The following is a 15,990-nucleotide window of genomic DNA, read 5'->3' on the forward strand; positions in this document are numbered from 1 at the left end:
TTCAAAAAGTAGCAAAAAATCATCCCTTCCTCTTTTTTATTCTTCTTGGACAAGAAGAAGAGCTTCTAGCTCTTCCAGCCGGTTGGCAAATAGATGTAATGCAGCCTGGATAGGTTCCGAAGAATTCATATCTACTCCAGCTGCCTGTAGAGCTGCAATTGGGAATTGACTCCCTCCGCTCCGTAGAAGGCCAAGGTATGCAGCAGTTTCTCCGCTTTCAAGTACCTTATTGCACAAGGTCACAGCTGCAGAAATGCCGGTTGCATATTTATAAACGTAAAATGCGTCGTAAAAGTGAGGAATTCGCAGACACTCAAGCTCTGCGACATCGTCAACCACCACTTCTTGTCCGAAAAAAGCATCGAGTAAGGATCGATAAGAGGATCTTAAAAAGTCTAGCGTGAGTGCACGTCCTTCCTCTTCGGCTGCGTGGATGATTTTTTCAAATTCCGCAAACATCGTCTGTCGAAAGAGACTCCCCTGCAAATCATCGATTTGTCGATTAAGTAGGTAGGTATACGCAGGGAGATCACTTGCTTTGGAAAGCAAGTGCTCGGTAAGTAGTATCTCATTAAAGGCAGAGGCGACCTCTGCGAGAAAGATGGAATAACGGTAGTTTTGAAAACTCTGGGTCCTGCTCGAGTACCACGTGTGCATGGAATGGCCTGCTTCGTGAGCAAGGGTATAGAGGTCAGAAAAGACATCCTTCCTGTAATTCATAAGGAGATAGGGAGGACTCGAGTAGCTACCGGCACTGAATGCTCCACTATATTTCCCTTTGTTTTCGTAGCGATCACACCAGCGTTCGACCATTAGTCCATTGTGGAGTACACTGACATACTCTTTCCCTAAGGGGGCAACTGCAGACAGGACTTTTTCTACTGCTACCTCAAACGGAATACTTGTCTGGGCATTATCTACTAACGGCACTAGCAGGTCGTAGACGTGGACGGCGGAAAGATTTAGCACACGCCGGCGTAGACCATGGTAACGGTGCAATAGGGGGAGATGGGCACGGACGGTAGCGATCAAGCCATCATACAACGATAGTGGAACGTCGTCATAGAAGAGCGCTGCTTCCTGCGCCGATGAAAAATTTCTTGCCCGCGCATGAAAAACATCCTGACGTACCGAGACTGCCAAAGCAGCTGCGAGCGTATACCTGTGATCAGAAAACTCCTGGTAGAATTTTCTGAATGCTTCCCTCCTGATCGTCCTATTTCTCCTAATAAGGAGGGAGGTGAGGGTATTTTGCGTTAATTGAATTTTATGGTTGGCGTCCTCCCTATCATGGACGTAACCAAAACTCATATCAACATTGGTTAGCTGAGAAAAAACAGTACCAGAACCTTCTAGTACCCCTCCGACAAGAGCCAAAAGATTCTCCTCTGGCTCAGAGAGCGTGTGTGGTTTTGTGCGCAAAATTCTCCGGAGAAAGGACATCCATTCCTCCAAGGAAGGATCTTGCAGCCAACCAATAAACACATTTTCAGGTATCCTTTGTAGTTCCGGTGCTATAAAGGAGAAGGTCCGCTTTAGATGCGGGGTAAAGCTGACCAAGCGAGCTTCTCGATCAAGTGCTTTTTCGTTTGAGTTATCCTCACTGAGACGCAACATCGCGTACTCACATACTCTCTCATTGAGTACGTCAATCTCCCTCTTAAGTTCCAGGCACCTTTTCAGGGTTTTTGGGGAATCCGAGAGGTGCCCACGGAATTTGAGGATTTCAGTGTGACATGCTTTCAGCTTTCTAAAGGCATTTTCCCAGTCAGATTCGCTAGAAAAAATTGCCTTTAAGTTCCAAGTATCCCGCGGACAAATTGCAGATCGGTCAGGAACACAAACATTTAAGCTCACGGGAATACTCCAAATCTCGTGTCCTGCTCACTTGCACATCCGCCAAAACTTGTTTTATGACCGGACTTACAGAGTCCTTGTGGAGAAGCCGTTATCTAGAGTAAAGCTCGACGACCAGCTGCTCGTTCACAATCGGATTAATGTCCTCTCTGGAGGGAAGTCTAACCATTCTCCCAGTCAAGTTCCCAAGGTCAACTAGGAGCCAACCTGGAACCGTTGCACTGTGAGCCAGCTCTAGGACTTTCTGAACCATGGACCTAGAACTAGGAGCCCCCTTAATACCTATTTGATCCCCAGGACGCAGATTTGCAGAGGCGATGTCTATTTTGCGGCTGTTTAAAAAAACATGACCATGAGCAACAAGCTGTCGAGCCCCTCGTAGTGTTCTAGAGAACCCCATCCGATAGACGATGTTATCCAAGCGAGTCTCAAGCAGCTGAAGGAGAATCTCTCCGGTGACCCCTTTTTTAGTTAGGGCCTGTCGAAAATAACGCCGGAACTGGCGCTCGAGGACGCCATATTGGCAACGCAGCTTCTGCTTTTCTGCAAGGGCCAATGCATAATCGGAGATCTTGCGACGTATACTCCTACTGGGACCGTGTACTCCTGGGGGATAGGTCTTGTTCTCAAATGCCCTGGCAGATCCCTCAATGAGAACACCATATCGGCGGCTGACTTTCGTTTTTGGTCCAGTACGACGTGCCATGAAATAGTCAACTAAACGCGGCGTTGCTTTGGAGGACGACACCCATTATGTGGGACAGGAGTGACATCTTGAATGAGGCTTATTTCCAACCCAATCGCTTGAATAGCACGCACAGCCGACTCGCGCCCTGCCCCTGGGCCTTTTACACGCACCTCCACTTCTTTGAGACCATATCCCATTGCCTGGCGGCAGGCATCCTGTGCAACAAGTTGAGCAGCATAGGCTGTACTTTTCCTTGAACCCTTAAAACCGCATTTACCAGCGCTAGACCAACCTACAACCTTTCCATTTTGGTCTGCAATACTCACGATAGTGTTGTTGAAACTAGCCAAGACGTGGACGATACCCTGCACTATGCTTCTGCCGCCTCTGACCCTAGCCTTGGAGCTTTTTTTTGTTTTCCCCCGGCTGTCCCCAGCCTGCCTCTCACCCTTTTTCTGAAACCTAGGAGAGACACCCTCCTCGGAGGCGGGCTTGTCCGCCACCTCTTTAAGAGTCTCCACCATCTCCTCGTCAACTCGCTCAACAGCCATTGTAGAATAGGGAAGAGAATAGGGAAAAAGGGAGTGCGCGAAAAAAACCCCCAGTTCCTCTCCTCCCCTCCGGGGGGGGGAAACCCACCTTATCGACGCCCCACGCACGTACCCCAAGGGAAAAGGAACAATCAGACAATTTCATAGATAATATCGGGCGCAAAACCCCAGCTGGACGACTAGCAAGTATTACCCACCTTGAAAAGGAAAATCGCCCTTCACCCCCCCTTGTATCACACTTTACCGGATTTAGCATTTTTATTTCTGGCAATACCAACTGTTCTGCGGGCTCCCTTTCTGGTACGAGCGTTGGTGGATGTGCGTTGGCCACGCACTGGTAGCCCACGACGATGGCGCATTCCACGGTAGCAATTAATGCCTTGCAGGCGCTTAAGGTGATTTTGCACCTCTCGACGCAGGTCCCCTTCGGTCAAAATCTTGCTGGCAGAAATAGCATGAACAATTGCTGCAATTTGCTCTTGGCTCAGCGCTTTAGCTCGAAGATCGACCCCAATATCAGCTTGCTCCAAAATGCGCGCGGCTGTGCGCTTGCCGATTCCATAGATATACTGCAGAGAAGCCTCAATGCGCTTGTCGCCAGGGATTTCAACACCAAGGAGTCGCGGCATAATATTAATAAATGGTCAAAATAGCTGGACGCATACGGTTAGCCCTGACGCTGTTTGTGCTTTGGGTCCTTACAAATGACCCGCACGACGTTTTTCCTCCGCACGATCTTACAGCTTCCACACTGGCGTTTTACTGAGGCTCTGACTTTCATTCCATCGTCTCGCGGTTTTATCTGCATCGATAAGTGATGCGCCCCTTGGCTAGATCATAAGGAGAGATCTCCACTGTAACCATGTCACCAGGTAGAATGCGAATAAAATTTAGCCTCATTTTCCCAGAGATATGGGCCAGAACGCGTTGCCCACCTTCCAACTCCACACGAAACATCGTGTTAGGCAGAAGCTCAACCACCTTACCCTTTACTTCAATAGAGTGTTCCTTGGACATGTTAGAATTTCCGGCTTTTCATTTGTTACAAGCACAGTGTGCTCAAAATGAGCGGACTGACTTCCATCCGCGGTTACAACAGTCCATTTGTCCTCAAGCATGCGGATATCGGCTTTACCAGCATTGATCATAGGCTCGATGGCAAGAATCATCCCGGCTCTCAGTATGGGCCCGGTGCCACGCTCGCCGAAATTTGGAATTTGTGGCTCTTCGTGAAGACTACGACCAATACCGTGTCCCACAAATTCGCGGACAACACTATATCCGGCAGCACAAGCACATTCTTCAATGTGAGCTGACAGATCACCAAGCCTTCTACCAGCAGTGGCAATGGAAATGGCGCTCATGAGAATCCTCTGGGTGGTAGAAACTAGACAGGCTACCTCAGGTAAGACCTCACCAGTGGTGATGGTCGCAGCGGTATCGCTGACCCAGCCTTCTCTAATAATACCTACATCGAGTTTCACAATATCCCCACACTGAATATGGCGGCTGCTACTACCAATCCCATGGACGACTTCCTCATTAAGGCTAATACAAATTCTTCCAGGGAAACTTCGGTAACCAAGAAAGGCACTGCGTACCTGAGCCGCGTTCATTAATTCTCCTGCCGCTTCATCGATATCCTTTGTCGTTATTCCTGGAGTTACCATCCCAACAAGCTCCGCGAGAATCCCAGCCGCGACTTCACCGGACAGACGCATCTGAAAAACCTCCTTGCTCTTTTTAATGGGGATCATAACTCACTTCTTCCTCTCCCTGAGGCAATGGGCAACGCAATGCCGCGTCTCCTCCCTGTAAGAGGATGAGTTCTAGAAACATCCGAGCCCGAGGAGAACAGTTATTTTCTACACTTCCCTGCTCACTTCTTTCTTTTTAACGATGGTAGGCCACCAGAATAGTGGTGCCAGCGATAACTAGGATTGCCACAGCAACATAAACCCATACCAGCGGAGAGCTTGCCTTGTCCGCTCTCCCCCTAACGTAATACTCGGTACCACGCCGTCGCCCCTTACGCAAGAAGCCGTCATAGTGTCGTTGGAGCAAGTGAGTCTCCACCTGACGCATAGTCTCCAGGACAACACCAACGATAATCAACAATCCCGTGCCTCCAAAAAACTGTGCCGCCGTATAGGGCAGATTCAGCCCTTGGTAAAGAACCTGCGGCAGAATAGCAATGGCAGTTAGAAAGACGGCGCCGGCAAAGGTCAGCCGCGTCATAGCAAAGTCTAAAAAGTCCGCCGTCGGCCTGCCAGGACGCACACCAGGTATAAATCCCCCACACTTTTTTAAATCATCGGCAATTTGCACTGGCTGGAACTGCGTCGCTACCCAAAAATAGCTGAAGAAGAAGATCATACATCCGTAGAGAGTATAATGCAACCATCCAGAGGCCAACATGTCTGCTAAATCAGAGGCAGTTCTATTTTGAGGGAAGGCCATCTTTAGAATAGTGGAGGGAAAAATCAGGATCGCCTGTGCGAAGATTATGGGCATCACCCCTGCGTAGTTAACTTTAAGAGGCATGTATTGTGTCTGTCCGCCGTACACCTTGCGTCCCATTACCCGCTTTGCATACTGGATACTAATCTTTCTTTGTGCCTGAGTAACAGCAATTACTGCAGCTATTACGAATACCAAAAAGGCACACATTAGAACGAGAACAAGAGGGTTTATACTGGCCGTTGTGCCAATAACAGTAGGAACAAATGTCTTCCAAGCCTGGAGGAGACCCGCCGGAAGCTGGGCAAGGATTCCAACTGTGATGATCAAGGAAGTGCCGTTACCGATCCCTCGATCAGTGATTTGATCACCCAACCACATGAGAAAGAGAGTTCCTGCAGTCATTGTAGTGATGGTGAGTAAGCGGAACCCAAGACCAGGATGAGGAACTAGCTCCATGTCCAGCTGCCGCATTGTCTCCACGATTCCCTGTAGGAACGGGCTGGAAGCAGGGTTCTCCAGAGAAAGCGCAAGAAAGTAACCCTGGATGACACAAAGCCCAATAGTAATGTACCGAGCATAAAGCATGATTTTCTGGCGGCCACCCTCCTCACGTGCCAATTTTCCGAGCCTAGGAATCACTGCTGTGAGAAGTTGCAGCATGATGGATGCACTAATGTAGGGCATGATACCTAAGGAAAAAATTGCGCAATTGCCCAGCGCTCCACCTGTAAAAAGATTAAAGAGCGTAGCCACCCCACCGCTTGAGTGTGTTCTAGTAGCACCGACAAACCACTGCCGGAGTACTTCCGCATTTACTCCAGGAGTGGCTATTGCCGACCCTATACGCATGACCACAATCATGGCCAAGGTGAACATTATCCTCCTCCGCAGCTCTGGAATCTTAAAAATGTTGGTGAAGGCAGAAACCATGGCTAACTACCATAGAGGAAGGGCATATACGCGCTCCATTATCGAGCAACACTAAGGAATTTCCCCATTTTCCCCTATGAAAAACAGCAGGCAAAGTGGGGCAACCCACTTGCCTTACTAAGCACCTACCGGAATGGGCTTTTCCCAAAGAGGTCTTTTACACAGTGAGATGTTCCCTCCAGCTTTCTCCACCTTTTCTCTTGCTGCAGTACTAGTGCGATCCACCTCAATACTGAATTGCTTCGTTAAACTGCCCTTACCTAGGAGCTTTACCACCCGTAAATGCCCTCGTATGAGCCCCCTCCCGCGCAATATTGACTCATTGACCAGAGTGCCACCCTCAAAGAATTTCTCCAAATCCCCTACGTTGACAATGCCAACCACTTCCTTGAAACGAGAATTGTTAAAGCCGCGTTTGGGCAAGCGCCGAATCAGCGGCATCTGCCCCCCTTCAAATCCAGGGCGGATACTTCCGCCAGAACGTGCCCTCTGGCCCTTATGTCCCCTACCAGAGGTCTTTCCATGGCCACTACTTTCTCCTATACCAAGGCGCTTCTTGCGATGTTTGGCCCCAGGAAGGGGCTTTAAATCATGCAGTCTCATAAATAAAAATAAATCAGGGCGCAGTCATTATGGCTGACGAAAGTTCGGGCTGGAACTTCCCACGAATTTGACTAACCTGCTCACGTTTTCGGAGAGTAGTCAGGGCATTCAGAGTTGCCTTAACTACGTTGGTTGGATTACTGGATCCAAGGGATTTAGCCAGAACATCCCGGATACCAACAACTTCCATCATGGCGCGCACGCCTCCGCCAGCGATTACTCCTGTTCCTGGAGAGGCAGGCCGTAGTAGAACGCGCCCTCCTCCAAATTCCCCAATCACCTCATGGGGAAGTGTTTTTTCAGTAATAGCAATATTAAGCAGGCGTTTGTGTGCTGCTGCCGTTGCTTTGCGGATGGCCTCGCTCACCTCATTTGCCTTTCCAAAACCAACCCCAACCCGTCCTTGACGGTCGCCTGAGACAATTAGCGCGCTAAAACTAAAGCGCCGACCACCCTTGACCACTTTGGCACAGCGATTGATAAAAACAACTTTATCGGTGAGAGAGTTTTTGGGATCGGTGACCTGCCTGTTAGTCCCACGCAAGGACCGAGAGGTACTTCTTTCTTTACTATTCTTGAGGGTTAACATGAAATCGTTTCCTGCAGGGGGACTTGGGTACTAGAACTGGAAGCCTCCTTCTCGTGCCGCATCGGCCAGTGCTCTTACCTTGCCATGGTATTGAAAACCCCCACGGTCAAAGACGACAAGGCGGATACCCCTTACCAGTCCTCGCTCAGCAATGAGTTTGCCGACTATCTTTGCGCCAGTGGAATTGGCCCTGGTGGTCACTCTTAAGTCTTTTTCCGTGGTGTTCACGGAAGCAACGGTCCTGCCTTCCACGTCATTGATCACTTGGGCAGTAATGTGACGACCTGAAAAATGCACGCTCAGACGCGGACGCTGCGCAGTACCAAAGATTTTCTTTCGAATCCGAAAGTGGCGGACTGTGCGTTTATAAACGTTAGAAACGTTAGACATGATAAAGAAGCAGTTATTGAACTGTTTTTCCCTCTTTTCGACGAATTTGTTCTCCCTTTAGTCGGATACCCTTTCCCTTAAAGGGTTCTGGTGGATAACATCTTCGAATATCCGCGGCACATTGCCCAACAAGCTGGTTATCAATCCCTTCTATAGTCAACTTAGTGTTGTCCACAACGGTAATTTGGATATTTTCTGGGATTGGAAAAAGAACCGGGCGGGAAAATCCCAGGTTGAGATTTAGAACTTTTTCCTGCACAGTGGCCCTAAAGCCCACTCCGTGAATTTCTAATTCCCGTCTAAATCCACTCGAAACCCCCAGCACCATGTTGGAAAGGAGTGTCCGTGTTAGGCCATGCATGGCCCTGGAGCGACGTGAATCATCTTTCCTTTCCACCAGCAGCTCGCATTCCTTAACTAGCGCCCTTATCGCAGGAGGTAGTACCTGTACCAGCCTACCCTTTGGGCCTTTTATTGCTACACCCCCATCCGGGAGGAAAACAACGCTTACCCCAAGGGGGAGTTTGATCGGCTTTTTGCCAAGTCGTGACATTGTTCTATCCGTCCTTCTTTTTTCTTCTCAACAGCCCCAGCTTATGGGGGTTAACTCCTCTGTTGAGGAAACTCAACTTTTAAAATTTAGATGACCCTGCTTACTACCGGCTAGTATAAGGTCTACCAGACATGAGCAAGTATTTCCCCGCCAACATTACGATGCCGTGCTTCTTGATCAGTTAGGATGCCTAACCGTGTCGAAAGCAACCCGATGCCCATTCCCCCCAATACACGAGGGATCTCTTTGGAACCCACATATTTCCGGAGTCCAGGCCGACTAATTCTTCGCACACCGGCAATAGCGGCCTCCCTATTCACATATTTAGCATGCACTTTCAAGGTCGGGTGTTTCCCAGTATAATCCAGCTCGATGCTTTCTATATATCCCTCTCTCTTAAGGAGGTGTAGAATCTCGCTCTTCAGTTTTGAATAGGGGACAACGAATTCACTCCTGCGGGAGCGTAAGGTGTTGCGTAGCCTAGTCAGGAGGTCGGCTATGGGATCAGTTAAGGTACTCATGGATAGAAAAGTGAATTAGGTTAGGACAACGAACGAAATCTAGGCGGTAGGCGTAGGCCCCCTAGCTCTATCCGAAAACGGCATGCCAATTTCGGTGAGGAGTGATTTTGCCTCTTCATCAGTACCGGCAGTAGTCACGATGGTAATGTCAAAACCAACAGTGTGCTTGACTTTATCAAGCTCAACCTCGGGGAAGATCGACTGGTCACTGACTCCTATTGTGTAATTCCCGCGGCCGTCAAAAGCCTTGGCAGACACCCCACGGAAGTCGCGTATTCTCGGCAAAGCGGCGAAGATAAAACGTTCCAGGAATTCGTACATAACACGCCCACGGAGCGTTACCTTGGAGCCAATTTCTTGGTTTTTGCGCAGTTTGAAGTTAGAGATATTTTTCTTGGAAAGAGTTACTACAGGTCTCTGCCCAGTGATTAGGCTGAGATCAGCCCGAGCAACTTCTAGAGCTCCCTTTATATCGGAGGCTGAGGCCACACAGGTGTTGATCACTACCTTCTCGATTCTTGGAACCTGGTGGGTATTTCCATACTTGTGCCTTTCGAGGAGAAGCGGAACTATGCGCCTTCTATACTCTTCTTGTAGCCTAGCTTGCATCTTAATTTCCCCTTTCTCCCCTCCCTTTTTCTATGAGCTGGAGGTTAGAAATATGAATAGGTCCCTCCTTCTCAATAATGGCACCATTTGGATATTCTTGGCTCTTACGCTGGTGCTTCTTGACAAGATGCACCCCCTCCACAATAGCTCTGGACCTTTTCCTTAGAACCCGAAGCACCCTCCCCTGGGCGCCACGATAGTTTCCAGAGATTATTTTGACCGTATCACCCCGACAAATGGAAAGGCTCCTGCGTATCATAAAACTTCAGGCGCGAGAGAAATAATTTTCATAAATTTTTCTCGTAGCTCGCGTGCCACAGGACCAAAAATGCGAGTACCGCGCGGATTTCCATCTTTATCGATGATTACAACGGCATTCGTATCAAATCGCAGAAAGGAACCGTCCTCTCGCTTGGTGCGGTACTTGGTACGGACAACTACCCCAAGCACAACTTCACCCTTTCTTACAGACCCACCGGCGTTAGCTTCTTTAATATTCATTCGAACGGTATCACCCACTCTAGCAACGCGTGTTGCTTTCCCGATAACACCAATCATGCTGGCCTTGTGCGCGCCGGTGTTATCAGCAACATTTAGAATACTTCTTACCTGAATCATGGATCGGATTTTACGCCGCTAAACCCTTGTCGCTTCGTAACCTAACGCCTATTTACGTATTGCTAACAATCGCCAACGCTTGAGACTGCTTAATGGCCGTATTTCCACGACGCTGACATAGTTTCCCACTTTGGCCTCATTCTTTTCATCGTGTGCGTAAACTTTTTTCACCTGCTTAACAATTTTCCCAAAACGGGGGTGGGCAACCCTAGACACAACACTGACAACTATCGTTTTGTCCATTTTGTCTGAAACCACCTTCCCAATGCGCACTTTACGCGCGGTGGGCCTCGGCGGGGAAGCCATATTGATGTCTGCTCCAGCATTGTAGGTAGTCATTTTAATAAGGCAACATTAACGCTGTTATTTGTGCCCTTAATCTTTTCGTTCATAATGGTTCGGATGCGAGCAATGTGGCGGCGAAGAGTTCGAAGCATGCTAGGCTTGTCCAATCGTCCACTTTGCTGCTGGAGACGGAATTTAAAGATTGTTTCCCGTAGCTCCCTCTCACGTGCACGGAGGTCATCGAGAGTTAAGCTAAATAACTGCTTTCTCAGAACATTTTTCATATTGATTCTCTTGGAGCCTGCTATCTGCTGCACTTTCCTGGCAACGCAGTGTCAGTTCACTGCATGGTGGCGAACAACAAGGCGAGTACGGACTGGCAATTTATTGGCTGCAAGGCGTAAGGACTCCCTGGCGATGGATTCTGATACGCCATCCAGTTCAAAAAGAATGTTACCCGGCCGCACAACGGCCACCCAATACGTGGGCTGGCCCTTTCCTTTCCCCATTCTGGTTTCTGGAGGACGGGCCGTAACGGACTTATCCGGAAAAAAACGAATCCAGAGTTTCCCCTTCCTCTTCATATGCCGCGTCATCGCGACACGAGCAGCCTCGGCCTGAATGTTCGTGATCCAGGCCCGCTCCAGAGTCTGTAACCCAAATTCCCCGAAACTGATCTTCAAATTACGTGACCCCATCCCTGCTCGGCTCCCCCGTTGAACCTTTCTGTACTTTACCCGTTTTGGCACCAGTGGCATAGAAAAATAGAAAAAGTCCCCTCTTGGAATTAAGTTCCTACAAGCTCTGATTCACACTAGCGAGGGGCACCCTTAGTCACTTCCTCCTCGGGTTTTTCTTCCTTTCTGCAAAGCCATACTTTGACGCCGATCTTACCAGCTGTTGTATTGGCTTCACTAAATCCATAACCGATAGGAACGCGCAAAGTATGAAGCGGCACCATTCCGACTCGTGTCCATTCTGTTCTAGCAATTTCTGCCCCCCCCAGGCGTCCTGCACATCGCACTTTGATTCCGAGAGCCCCCGCATCCATGGTAGTTTGAACCGATTTTTTCATGGCACGACGGAAGGAAATACGGCGTTCCAGCTGAGAGGCAATATTTTCCGCTATGAGCTGCGCATCCAAGTCGGGGCGCTTGACCTCTACAATATCGATCTTTACCTGCTTACCCTTCGCCATATCCGAGATTTCTTGGGTCATTTTCTCGATCTCGGCCCCCCTACGTCCAATCACTACCCCAGGACGTGCTGTATGGATCGTAACTCGCAGGCTATTCCAAGCTCGCTCAACGATGCTTCTGGAAACTGCAGCCCCTTTTAGCTTTCTTTTCAAGTATCGACGAATTCTTTCATCCCCTAATAGGGAATCTGCATAGTCCTTCTTAGAGGCAAACCAGCGCGAGGCCCAATCTCGCGTAAGGGGTAGCCGGAAGAGCTTTGGATGAATCTTTTGTCCCATTGGATCAAACCCTACGCTCATCTTTTGGAGCACTTGTACTCCGATTGCCCTCAGGTAACTTTTCGGCAATCGAACCAGAATTTTTCCCTTGCTCATCTCGTTCCGGCTTAATTGCGTCAGTCAGAACAATGGTAATATGACTGGTGCGCTTTCGAATTGGACCGGCGCTACCGCGCGCCTTTGGCCGAAACCTCTTGAAGGTGGGCCCCTCTCCTACTGTAGCCTCTTTAATCACAAGAAGGTTTGTACGCGCATTACCACTGTTGCTTTCGGCGTTTGCAATCGCGCTCTTCAGGGTCCTAAGAATTAACGGAGCAGCTTTCTTGGAAAGAGCACCCAGCCGCAGAATGTCTATGGCCTCAAGCGCAGACAGCCCACAGACGGAACGAGCTACCTTACGTGCCTTGAAGGCTGAGACCCGCGCATACTTGTATACTGCTCGCACCTGCATTTTATTTTAATTTCTTGCCGACCACCTTGTTCCTTGTAGCTATAAACTGCCAGAGTTGGCAATAGTGAACAAGATTCGCCGACCCTGGACAACCCTTTTCATGGGAATATCGGGAATATCGATAGTACAGATCATACAATCAGCCTGACCTTCTTCATAAGGGGCTGTAAGAGAAGTGCTAGCTAGCAGAAGTTGCTGGCTAGCATAACAGACCTTCGCAGACCCCTTTCTCTGCATCTAGAGTCTCGTTGCCATAAAGCAGTTCGTAAAGCTGTCGTTTGGAACCCAACCCAATAGCCGGCTTATTTCTGGACTATTTGGTTGCTTTAGCAGTGTGTGAGCCATGTTTCTTAAAAAGCCTGGTGGGGGAAAACTCACCCAGCTTGTGGCCAACCATATTTTCGGTAACAAATACCGGAACAAAGATCTTTCCATTGTGGACGCCGAAGGTATGCCCGACAAAGTCAGGGGTTATAGTGGACTTTCTGGACCATGTCTTAATAGTTTTCCTCGTCCCACTGCTGTTCAGATCGTCGATCTTTTCAAGAAGCTTCCATTCAACAAACGGCCCTTTCTTTAATGATCTACCCATGGGAGGCAATTTTTTTCTCTGTTTATCTGCTGCTTCTACTACTATCCACTGAAGCTACTATCGTCTTGTCTTTTCTTGCACAATAAAACGACCGGAAGGCTTATGCTTGCGCCTTGTCTTAAACCCCTTGGCAAGCTGGCCCCACGGACTGACGGGGTGATGACGCCCTCCTCCACCTTTGCTCTTACCTTGCCCTCCTCCCATTGGGTGATCTACTGGATTCATAGCCACACCACGCACGTGCGGTCTACGCCCCAACCAGCGACTCCGCCCAGCTTTTCCACTAGAGACACTCATATGGTCGACATTACCTACCCGTCCGATTGTCGCAAAACACTCTTCACTGATGCTTCGTGTCTCACCAGAGGCAAGTTTGACGAACGCAGCTCCTCCCTCCCGATTGGCTAGAAAAGCTTGTACCCCAGCACTTCGTACGAGTTTGGCGCCACGTCCTGGGACTAACTCAATATTGTGGATGGGAGTCCCCAGAGGAATAGATCTAAGAGGTAACGCGTTGCCAACAGCTGGATCTCCTCTGACTCCTGCCACCACCTGCTGCCCCACTCGAAGAGCCATCGGAGCCAAGATGTAAGCTTTTTCCTTATCTGCATACTCTAGAAGGGCAATGCGGGCGCTACGGTTAGGGTCGTATTCAATCGCCAGTACAATGGCCTCCACTCCCAGCTTGCGACGCCTAAAGTCGACAATTCGAAGCCTCTTTTTGTGTCCACCGCCACGGTGACGGCTGGTTAGCCTGCCACGATTGTTACGACCGCCAGTCTTCTTTAGAGGAAGAGTCAGGGACTTCTCAGGCCAGACCTTAGTAATCTCATCAAATTTGGGAAGTACTTTAAAACGCAAAGACGGGGTAAGGGGGGGGAAAGTTTTTAGAGCCATAACTTAAGAAACATTTTTAGGCTACATCCTAGCTTGCAAAGTCAAGTTTCTCCACACCGCTTAGCGTGACTATGGCCTTTTTCCAGTTCGCCTTTCGGCCAAACTTGTTAGTTCGATGGTTACGTTTTTTCTTCCCAGAACAACGCGCCGTATTAATGGCTAGCACCTTTTTGCTAAAAACCCGTTCGAGGGCACGCCTAATCTGAATTTTGTTGGCGGATGGTACAACGCGAAAGGTATACTGGTTCAATTTGCCGGACAGAAGGGTTGCTTTTTCTGTAAAAAGCACGCCACGAACTGGGTTTTTGGCCTCTTTCATTTGGAGAGCCTGGTAGCAATAACATTTAGGGCCGCCCTGGTAAGTAGGATTTTATCAAAGGACAGCAAGTGGGCAGTGTGAACTTCCCTGGCAAGAATCAGAAGCGCCTCCTGGACGTTACGTGCTGCCCTTACAGTTATCGTATTAAACATGGCATCAATAATAAGCACCTTCGCATGCGTTTGGGAAACACTCTCCCTAAGCAGAGCAAGAAACTGCTTCGTTTTTGGCTCTGCCACCTGGAAAGAATCCACAATAAGCACATCGCCTTCTAGAAGGCGAACACTAAAAGCCTTACGTAGGGCGAGGCGCTTGGTCCGCTTAGGGATCTTCTTTAAGAAGCTGCGTGGTTTGGGGCCAAAAACCACCCCTCCCCCTCTCCAGATAGGGGAGGACCTATATCCCGTCCTCGCGCGTCCTGTCCCTTTTTGTCGCCAGGACTTTGTACCAGACAGTGACACATCGCCCTTTGATTTAGTGTTGGCACTACCACTACGGGAATTTGCGCGAAGAGCAACTACCGTCTCATACACAGCCTGCATGCCCTTCGCACTGGCGGTGACCAATGTGACCTTTGCTTCCTCAGCTTCCTGCGTTGTCAGTATAGCTGCACCCATAATCTATCCGTTGGAAAAATAACGAACGCTGCCCCCCTTCTTCTTGGAAGGAAGAATGAGAATATAACCCCCTATTGGGCCTGGTATAGCTCCTCGAACTAAGATTACCCCATCTTTCTCTCGCACCTGGATAACTCTCAAGTTTTGCACAGTAGTACGCTTGCTGCCCATATGGCCGGGCATACCAATGTTCTTCCACACTCGACCTGGAGTAGAACGGTTCCCAATAGCACCACTCCTACGATGCATCATGGATCCATGACTGGCCGGCTGTCCGGAAAAACCATGCCGCTTGACAACCCCCTGAAATCCTTTCCCCTTGCTTTGCCCAACAATGTCCACAAACTGATCCACCTGGAAATGGGTCACCGGCAAACTGCCGAGTGACGGAGCAATTTCCCCCAGATTCGTTCGAAATTCTCGAATCGTCCTTTTGGGTGCAGAAGCACTCTTAGAAAAATGGCCGAGCTGCGCTTGGGTCACCCGTTGTTTTTTCTGGTCGTCAAAGCCTACTTGAAAAGCAGTGTAACCATCCTTCTCCAAGGTTTTTACCTGCAGCACCCAGTTTCCTCCTGCCTCGATGACAGTCACAGGAGTAGCACAACCCCTGTCGTCGTACAAGCGGGTCATCCCTTTCTTTTTTCCTATAAGTCCAACAGTCACCTTATGGGCTAGATTTTAATGTTAATGTCCACGCCAGCTGGTAAATTGAGCTTGCGCAGTTCGTCAACGGTTTTTGCGGTTGGTTCCACGATGTCTAGAAGGCGTTTGTGTGTCCGAATCTCAAATTGGTCCATCGATTTTTTATCCACGTGGGGCGAGCGGTTGACAGTAAAACGCTCGATTTCGGTTGGTAAGGGGATTGGTCCACTAACCTTGGAGCCTGTACGGCGCGCTGTCTCAACAATCTCTGCAGCAGAGGCATCAAGGACGCGAAAGTCATACCCTTTGAGACGGATCCGAATTTTTTGCTTCATTGC

At 49.2% G+C, this 15,990-nt stretch carries 28 protein-coding genes; all 28 read right to left on the reverse strand.

Features of this window, described 5'->3' with window-relative positions:
• Positions 1–36: 36 nt before the first annotated feature.
• The 28 genes from pepF to rpsJ all read right to left on the reverse strand — a co-directional run bounded on the left by pepF (position 37) and on the right by rpsJ (position 15,987).
• Positions 37–1,857 carry an oligoendopeptidase F gene (pepF, locus tag JMM79_01630; GenBank protein QQY08644.1) on the reverse strand — a complete coding sequence of 607 codons (1,821 nt, stop codon included), beginning with the start codon at positions 1,855–1,857 and terminating at the stop codon, positions 37–39.
• Between the two features lie 91 nt (positions 1,858–1,948).
• Positions 1,949–2,563 carry a 30S ribosomal protein S4 gene (rpsD, locus tag JMM79_01635; protein QQY08645.1) on the reverse strand — a complete coding sequence of 205 codons (615 nt, stop codon included), beginning with the start codon at positions 2,561–2,563 and terminating at the stop codon, positions 1,949–1,951.
• An 11-nt stretch (positions 2,564–2,574) separates the two neighbouring features.
• A complete protein-coding gene (rpsK, locus tag JMM79_01640) occupies positions 2,575–3,069 on the reverse strand; it encodes a 30S ribosomal protein S11 (GenBank protein QQY08747.1) in 495 nt (164 codons plus the stop codon).
• 260 nt (positions 3,070–3,329) lie between these two features.
• Positions 3,330–3,725 (reverse strand): 30S ribosomal protein S13, encoded by a 396-nt coding sequence (gene rpsM / locus JMM79_01645; GenBank protein ID QQY08646.1) that lies wholly within the window; start codon positions 3,723–3,725, stop codon positions 3,330–3,332.
• A 38-nt stretch (positions 3,726–3,763) separates the two neighbouring features.
• On the reverse strand, positions 3,764–3,877 hold the full coding sequence (gene rpmJ / locus JMM79_01650) for a 50S ribosomal protein L36 (GenBank protein ID QQY08748.1): 114 nt from the start codon (positions 3,875–3,877) through the stop codon (positions 3,764–3,766).
• Positions 3,878–3,894: 17 nt separating this feature from the next.
• A complete protein-coding gene (infA, locus tag JMM79_01655; GenBank protein QQY08647.1) occupies positions 3,895–4,113 on the reverse strand; it encodes a translation initiation factor IF-1 in 219 nt (72 codons plus the stop codon).
• A complete protein-coding gene (gene map, locus JMM79_01660) occupies positions 4,086–4,853 on the reverse strand; it encodes a type I methionyl aminopeptidase (protein ID QQY08648.1) in 768 nt (255 codons plus the stop codon). The genes infA and map overlap by 28 nt, the downstream gene beginning before the upstream one ends.
• A gap of 136 nt (positions 4,854–4,989) precedes the next feature.
• The gene (secY, locus tag JMM79_01665) at positions 4,990–6,489 is read right to left on the reverse strand and encodes a preprotein translocase subunit SecY (GenBank protein QQY08649.1); all 1,500 of its coding nucleotides are present in this window, start codon (positions 6,487–6,489) and stop codon (positions 4,990–4,992) included.
• A 117-nt stretch (positions 6,490–6,606) separates the two neighbouring features.
• Positions 6,607–7,092, reverse strand: coding sequence for a 50S ribosomal protein L15 (gene rplO, locus JMM79_01670; protein QQY08650.1), 486 nt, complete (start codon positions 7,090–7,092; stop codon positions 6,607–6,609).
• 13 nt (positions 7,093–7,105) lie between these two features.
• Positions 7,106–7,681, reverse strand: coding sequence for a 30S ribosomal protein S5 (gene rpsE, locus JMM79_01675; GenBank protein QQY08651.1), 576 nt, complete (start codon positions 7,679–7,681; stop codon positions 7,106–7,108).
• 30 nt (positions 7,682–7,711) lie between these two features.
• Positions 7,712–8,071: a 50S ribosomal protein L18 gene (gene rplR / locus JMM79_01680; GenBank protein QQY08652.1), complete on the reverse strand. Its 360-nt coding sequence runs from the start codon at positions 8,069–8,071 to the stop codon at positions 7,712–7,714.
• A gap of 13 nt (positions 8,072–8,084) precedes the next feature.
• On the reverse strand, positions 8,085–8,624 hold the full coding sequence (gene rplF / locus JMM79_01685) for a 50S ribosomal protein L6 (protein QQY08653.1): 540 nt from the start codon (positions 8,622–8,624) through the stop codon (positions 8,085–8,087).
• Positions 8,625–8,746: 122 nt separating this feature from the next.
• A complete protein-coding gene (rpsH, locus tag JMM79_01690) occupies positions 8,747–9,145 on the reverse strand; it encodes a 30S ribosomal protein S8 (protein QQY08654.1) in 399 nt (132 codons plus the stop codon).
• A 39-nt stretch (positions 9,146–9,184) separates the two neighbouring features.
• Positions 9,185–9,754 carry a 50S ribosomal protein L5 gene (gene rplE / locus JMM79_01695; protein ID QQY08655.1) on the reverse strand — a complete coding sequence of 190 codons (570 nt, stop codon included), beginning with the start codon at positions 9,752–9,754 and terminating at the stop codon, positions 9,185–9,187.
• Position 9,755: 1 nt separating this feature from the next.
• On the reverse strand, positions 9,756–10,013 hold the full coding sequence (locus tag JMM79_01700; protein ID QQY08656.1) for a 50S ribosomal protein L24: 258 nt from the start codon (positions 10,011–10,013) through the stop codon (positions 9,756–9,758).
• Entirely contained in the window at positions 10,010–10,372 is a 363-nt protein-coding gene (rplN, locus tag JMM79_01705; GenBank protein ID QQY08657.1) for a 50S ribosomal protein L14, read from the reverse strand. The genes JMM79_01700 and rplN overlap by 4 nt, the downstream gene beginning before the upstream one ends.
• A 48-nt stretch (positions 10,373–10,420) precedes the next feature.
• Positions 10,421–10,678: a 30S ribosomal protein S17 gene (gene rpsQ, locus JMM79_01710; protein QQY08749.1), complete on the reverse strand. Its 258-nt coding sequence runs from the start codon at positions 10,676–10,678 to the stop codon at positions 10,421–10,423.
• Positions 10,679–10,707: 29 nt separating this feature from the next.
• Entirely contained in the window at positions 10,708–10,941 is a 234-nt protein-coding gene (rpmC, locus tag JMM79_01715) for a 50S ribosomal protein L29 (protein ID QQY08658.1), read from the reverse strand.
• 51 nt (positions 10,942–10,992) lie between these two features.
• Complete coding sequence (rplP, locus tag JMM79_01720) at positions 10,993–11,415, reverse strand: 50S ribosomal protein L16 (GenBank protein QQY08659.1); 423 nt, start codon at positions 11,413–11,415, stop codon at positions 10,993–10,995.
• Between the two features lie 56 nt (positions 11,416–11,471).
• A complete protein-coding gene (gene rpsC / locus JMM79_01725; protein ID QQY08750.1) occupies positions 11,472–12,134 on the reverse strand; it encodes a 30S ribosomal protein S3 in 663 nt (220 codons plus the stop codon).
• A 4-nt stretch (positions 12,135–12,138) separates the two neighbouring features.
• Positions 12,139–12,585, reverse strand: coding sequence for a 50S ribosomal protein L22 (rplV, locus tag JMM79_01730; protein QQY08660.1), 447 nt, complete (start codon positions 12,583–12,585; stop codon positions 12,139–12,141).
• Positions 12,586–12,624: 39 nt separating this feature from the next.
• The gene (locus tag JMM79_01735) at positions 12,625–12,822 is read right to left on the reverse strand and encodes a hypothetical protein (protein QQY08661.1); all 198 of its coding nucleotides are present in this window, start codon (positions 12,820–12,822) and stop codon (positions 12,625–12,627) included.
• 76 nt (positions 12,823–12,898) lie between these two features.
• A complete protein-coding gene (gene rpsS / locus JMM79_01740) occupies positions 12,899–13,177 on the reverse strand; it encodes a 30S ribosomal protein S19 (GenBank protein ID QQY08662.1) in 279 nt (92 codons plus the stop codon).
• A gap of 57 nt (positions 13,178–13,234) precedes the next feature.
• A complete protein-coding gene (rplB, locus tag JMM79_01745; protein ID QQY08663.1) occupies positions 13,235–14,074 on the reverse strand; it encodes a 50S ribosomal protein L2 in 840 nt (279 codons plus the stop codon).
• Between the two features lie 28 nt (positions 14,075–14,102).
• Entirely contained in the window at positions 14,103–14,393 is a 291-nt protein-coding gene (gene rplW, locus JMM79_01750) for a 50S ribosomal protein L23 (protein ID QQY08664.1), read from the reverse strand.
• Positions 14,390–15,010: a 50S ribosomal protein L4 gene (gene rplD / locus JMM79_01755; GenBank protein QQY08665.1), complete on the reverse strand. Its 621-nt coding sequence runs from the start codon at positions 15,008–15,010 to the stop codon at positions 14,390–14,392. The genes rplW and rplD overlap by 4 nt, the downstream gene beginning before the upstream one ends.
• Positions 15,011–15,013: 3 nt before the next feature.
• The gene (gene rplC, locus JMM79_01760) at positions 15,014–15,673 is read right to left on the reverse strand and encodes a 50S ribosomal protein L3 (GenBank protein QQY08666.1); all 660 of its coding nucleotides are present in this window, start codon (positions 15,671–15,673) and stop codon (positions 15,014–15,016) included.
• Positions 15,674–15,681: 8 nt separating this feature from the next.
• Complete coding sequence (rpsJ, locus tag JMM79_01765; GenBank protein ID QQY08751.1) at positions 15,682–15,987, reverse strand: 30S ribosomal protein S10; 306 nt, start codon at positions 15,985–15,987, stop codon at positions 15,682–15,684.
• Positions 15,988–15,990 lie beyond the last annotated feature (3 nt).

It is taken from the genome of Candidatus Xiphinematobacter sp., from assembly GCA_016766635.1.
Lineage (GTDB): Bacteria > Verrucomicrobiota > Verrucomicrobiia > Chthoniobacterales > Xiphinematobacteraceae > Xiphinematobacter.

Excerpts from the sequence above, each read along its gene's own strand:
- rpsD (QQY08645.1), bottom strand. The coding sequence starts at position 2,563 with ATGGCACGTCGTACTGGACCAAAAACGAAAGTCAGCCGCCGATATGGT.
- rpsK (QQY08747.1), bottom strand. The coding sequence starts at position 3,069 with ATGGTGGAGACTCTTAAAGAGGTGGCGGACAAGCCCGCCTCCGAGGAG.
- rpsM (QQY08646.1), bottom strand. The coding sequence starts at position 3,725 with ATGCCGCGACTCCTTGGTGTTGAAATCCCTGGCGACAAGCGCATTGAG.
- rpmJ (QQY08748.1), bottom strand. The coding sequence starts at position 3,877 with ATGAAAGTCAGAGCCTCAGTAAAACGCCAGTGTGGAAGCTGTAAGATC.
- infA (QQY08647.1), bottom strand. The coding sequence starts at position 4,113 with ATGTCCAAGGAACACTCTATTGAAGTAAAGGGTAAGGTGGTTGAGCTT.
- map (QQY08648.1), bottom strand. The coding sequence starts at position 4,853 with ATGATCCCCATTAAAAAGAGCAAGGAGGTTTTTCAGATGCGTCTGTCC.
- secY (QQY08649.1), bottom strand. The coding sequence starts at position 6,489 with ATGGTTTCTGCCTTCACCAACATTTTTAAGATTCCAGAGCTGCGGAGG.
- rplO (QQY08650.1), bottom strand. The coding sequence starts at position 7,092 with ATGAGACTGCATGATTTAAAGCCCCTTCCTGGGGCCAAACATCGCAAG.
- rpsE (QQY08651.1), bottom strand. The coding sequence starts at position 7,681 with ATGTTAACCCTCAAGAATAGTAAAGAAAGAAGTACCTCTCGGTCCTTG.
- rplR (QQY08652.1), bottom strand. The coding sequence starts at position 8,071 with ATGTCTAACGTTTCTAACGTTTATAAACGCACAGTCCGCCACTTTCGG.
- rplF (QQY08653.1), bottom strand. The coding sequence starts at position 8,624 with ATGTCACGACTTGGCAAAAAGCCGATCAAACTCCCCCTTGGGGTAAGC.
- rpsH (QQY08654.1), bottom strand. The coding sequence starts at position 9,145 with ATGAGTACCTTAACTGATCCCATAGCCGACCTCCTGACTAGGCTACGC.
- rplE (QQY08655.1), bottom strand. The coding sequence starts at position 9,754 with ATGCAAGCTAGGCTACAAGAAGAGTATAGAAGGCGCATAGTTCCGCTT.
- JMM79_01700 (QQY08656.1), bottom strand. The coding sequence starts at position 10,013 with ATGATACGCAGGAGCCTTTCCATTTGTCGGGGTGATACGGTCAAAATA.
- rplN (QQY08657.1), bottom strand. The coding sequence starts at position 10,372 with ATGATTCAGGTAAGAAGTATTCTAAATGTTGCTGATAACACCGGCGCG.
- rpsQ (QQY08749.1), bottom strand. The coding sequence starts at position 10,678 with ATGGCTTCCCCGCCGAGGCCCACCGCGCGTAAAGTGCGCATTGGGAAG.
- rpmC (QQY08658.1), bottom strand. The coding sequence starts at position 10,941 with ATGAAAAATGTTCTGAGAAAGCAGTTATTTAGCTTAACTCTCGATGAC.
- rplP (QQY08659.1), bottom strand. The coding sequence starts at position 11,415 with ATGCCACTGGTGCCAAAACGGGTAAAGTACAGAAAGGTTCAACGGGGG.
- rpsC (QQY08750.1), bottom strand. The coding sequence starts at position 12,134 with ATGGGACAAAAGATTCATCCAAAGCTCTTCCGGCTACCCCTTACGCGA.
- rplV (QQY08660.1), bottom strand. The coding sequence starts at position 12,585 with ATGCAGGTGCGAGCAGTATACAAGTATGCGCGGGTCTCAGCCTTCAAG.
- JMM79_01735 (QQY08661.1), bottom strand. The coding sequence starts at position 12,822 with ATGCAGAGAAAGGGGTCTGCGAAGGTCTGTTATGCTAGCCAGCAACTT.
- rpsS (QQY08662.1), bottom strand. The coding sequence starts at position 13,177 with ATGGGTAGATCATTAAAGAAAGGGCCGTTTGTTGAATGGAAGCTTCTT.
- rplB (QQY08663.1), bottom strand. The coding sequence starts at position 14,074 with ATGGCTCTAAAAACTTTCCCCCCCCTTACCCCGTCTTTGCGTTTTAAA.
- rplW (QQY08664.1), bottom strand. The coding sequence starts at position 14,393 with ATGAAAGAGGCCAAAAACCCAGTTCGTGGCGTGCTTTTTACAGAAAAA.
- rplD (QQY08665.1), bottom strand. The coding sequence starts at position 15,010 with ATGGGTGCAGCTATACTGACAACGCAGGAAGCTGAGGAAGCAAAGGTC.
- rpsJ (QQY08751.1), bottom strand. The coding sequence starts at position 15,987 with ATGAAGCAAAAAATTCGGATCCGTCTCAAAGGGTATGACTTTCGCGTC.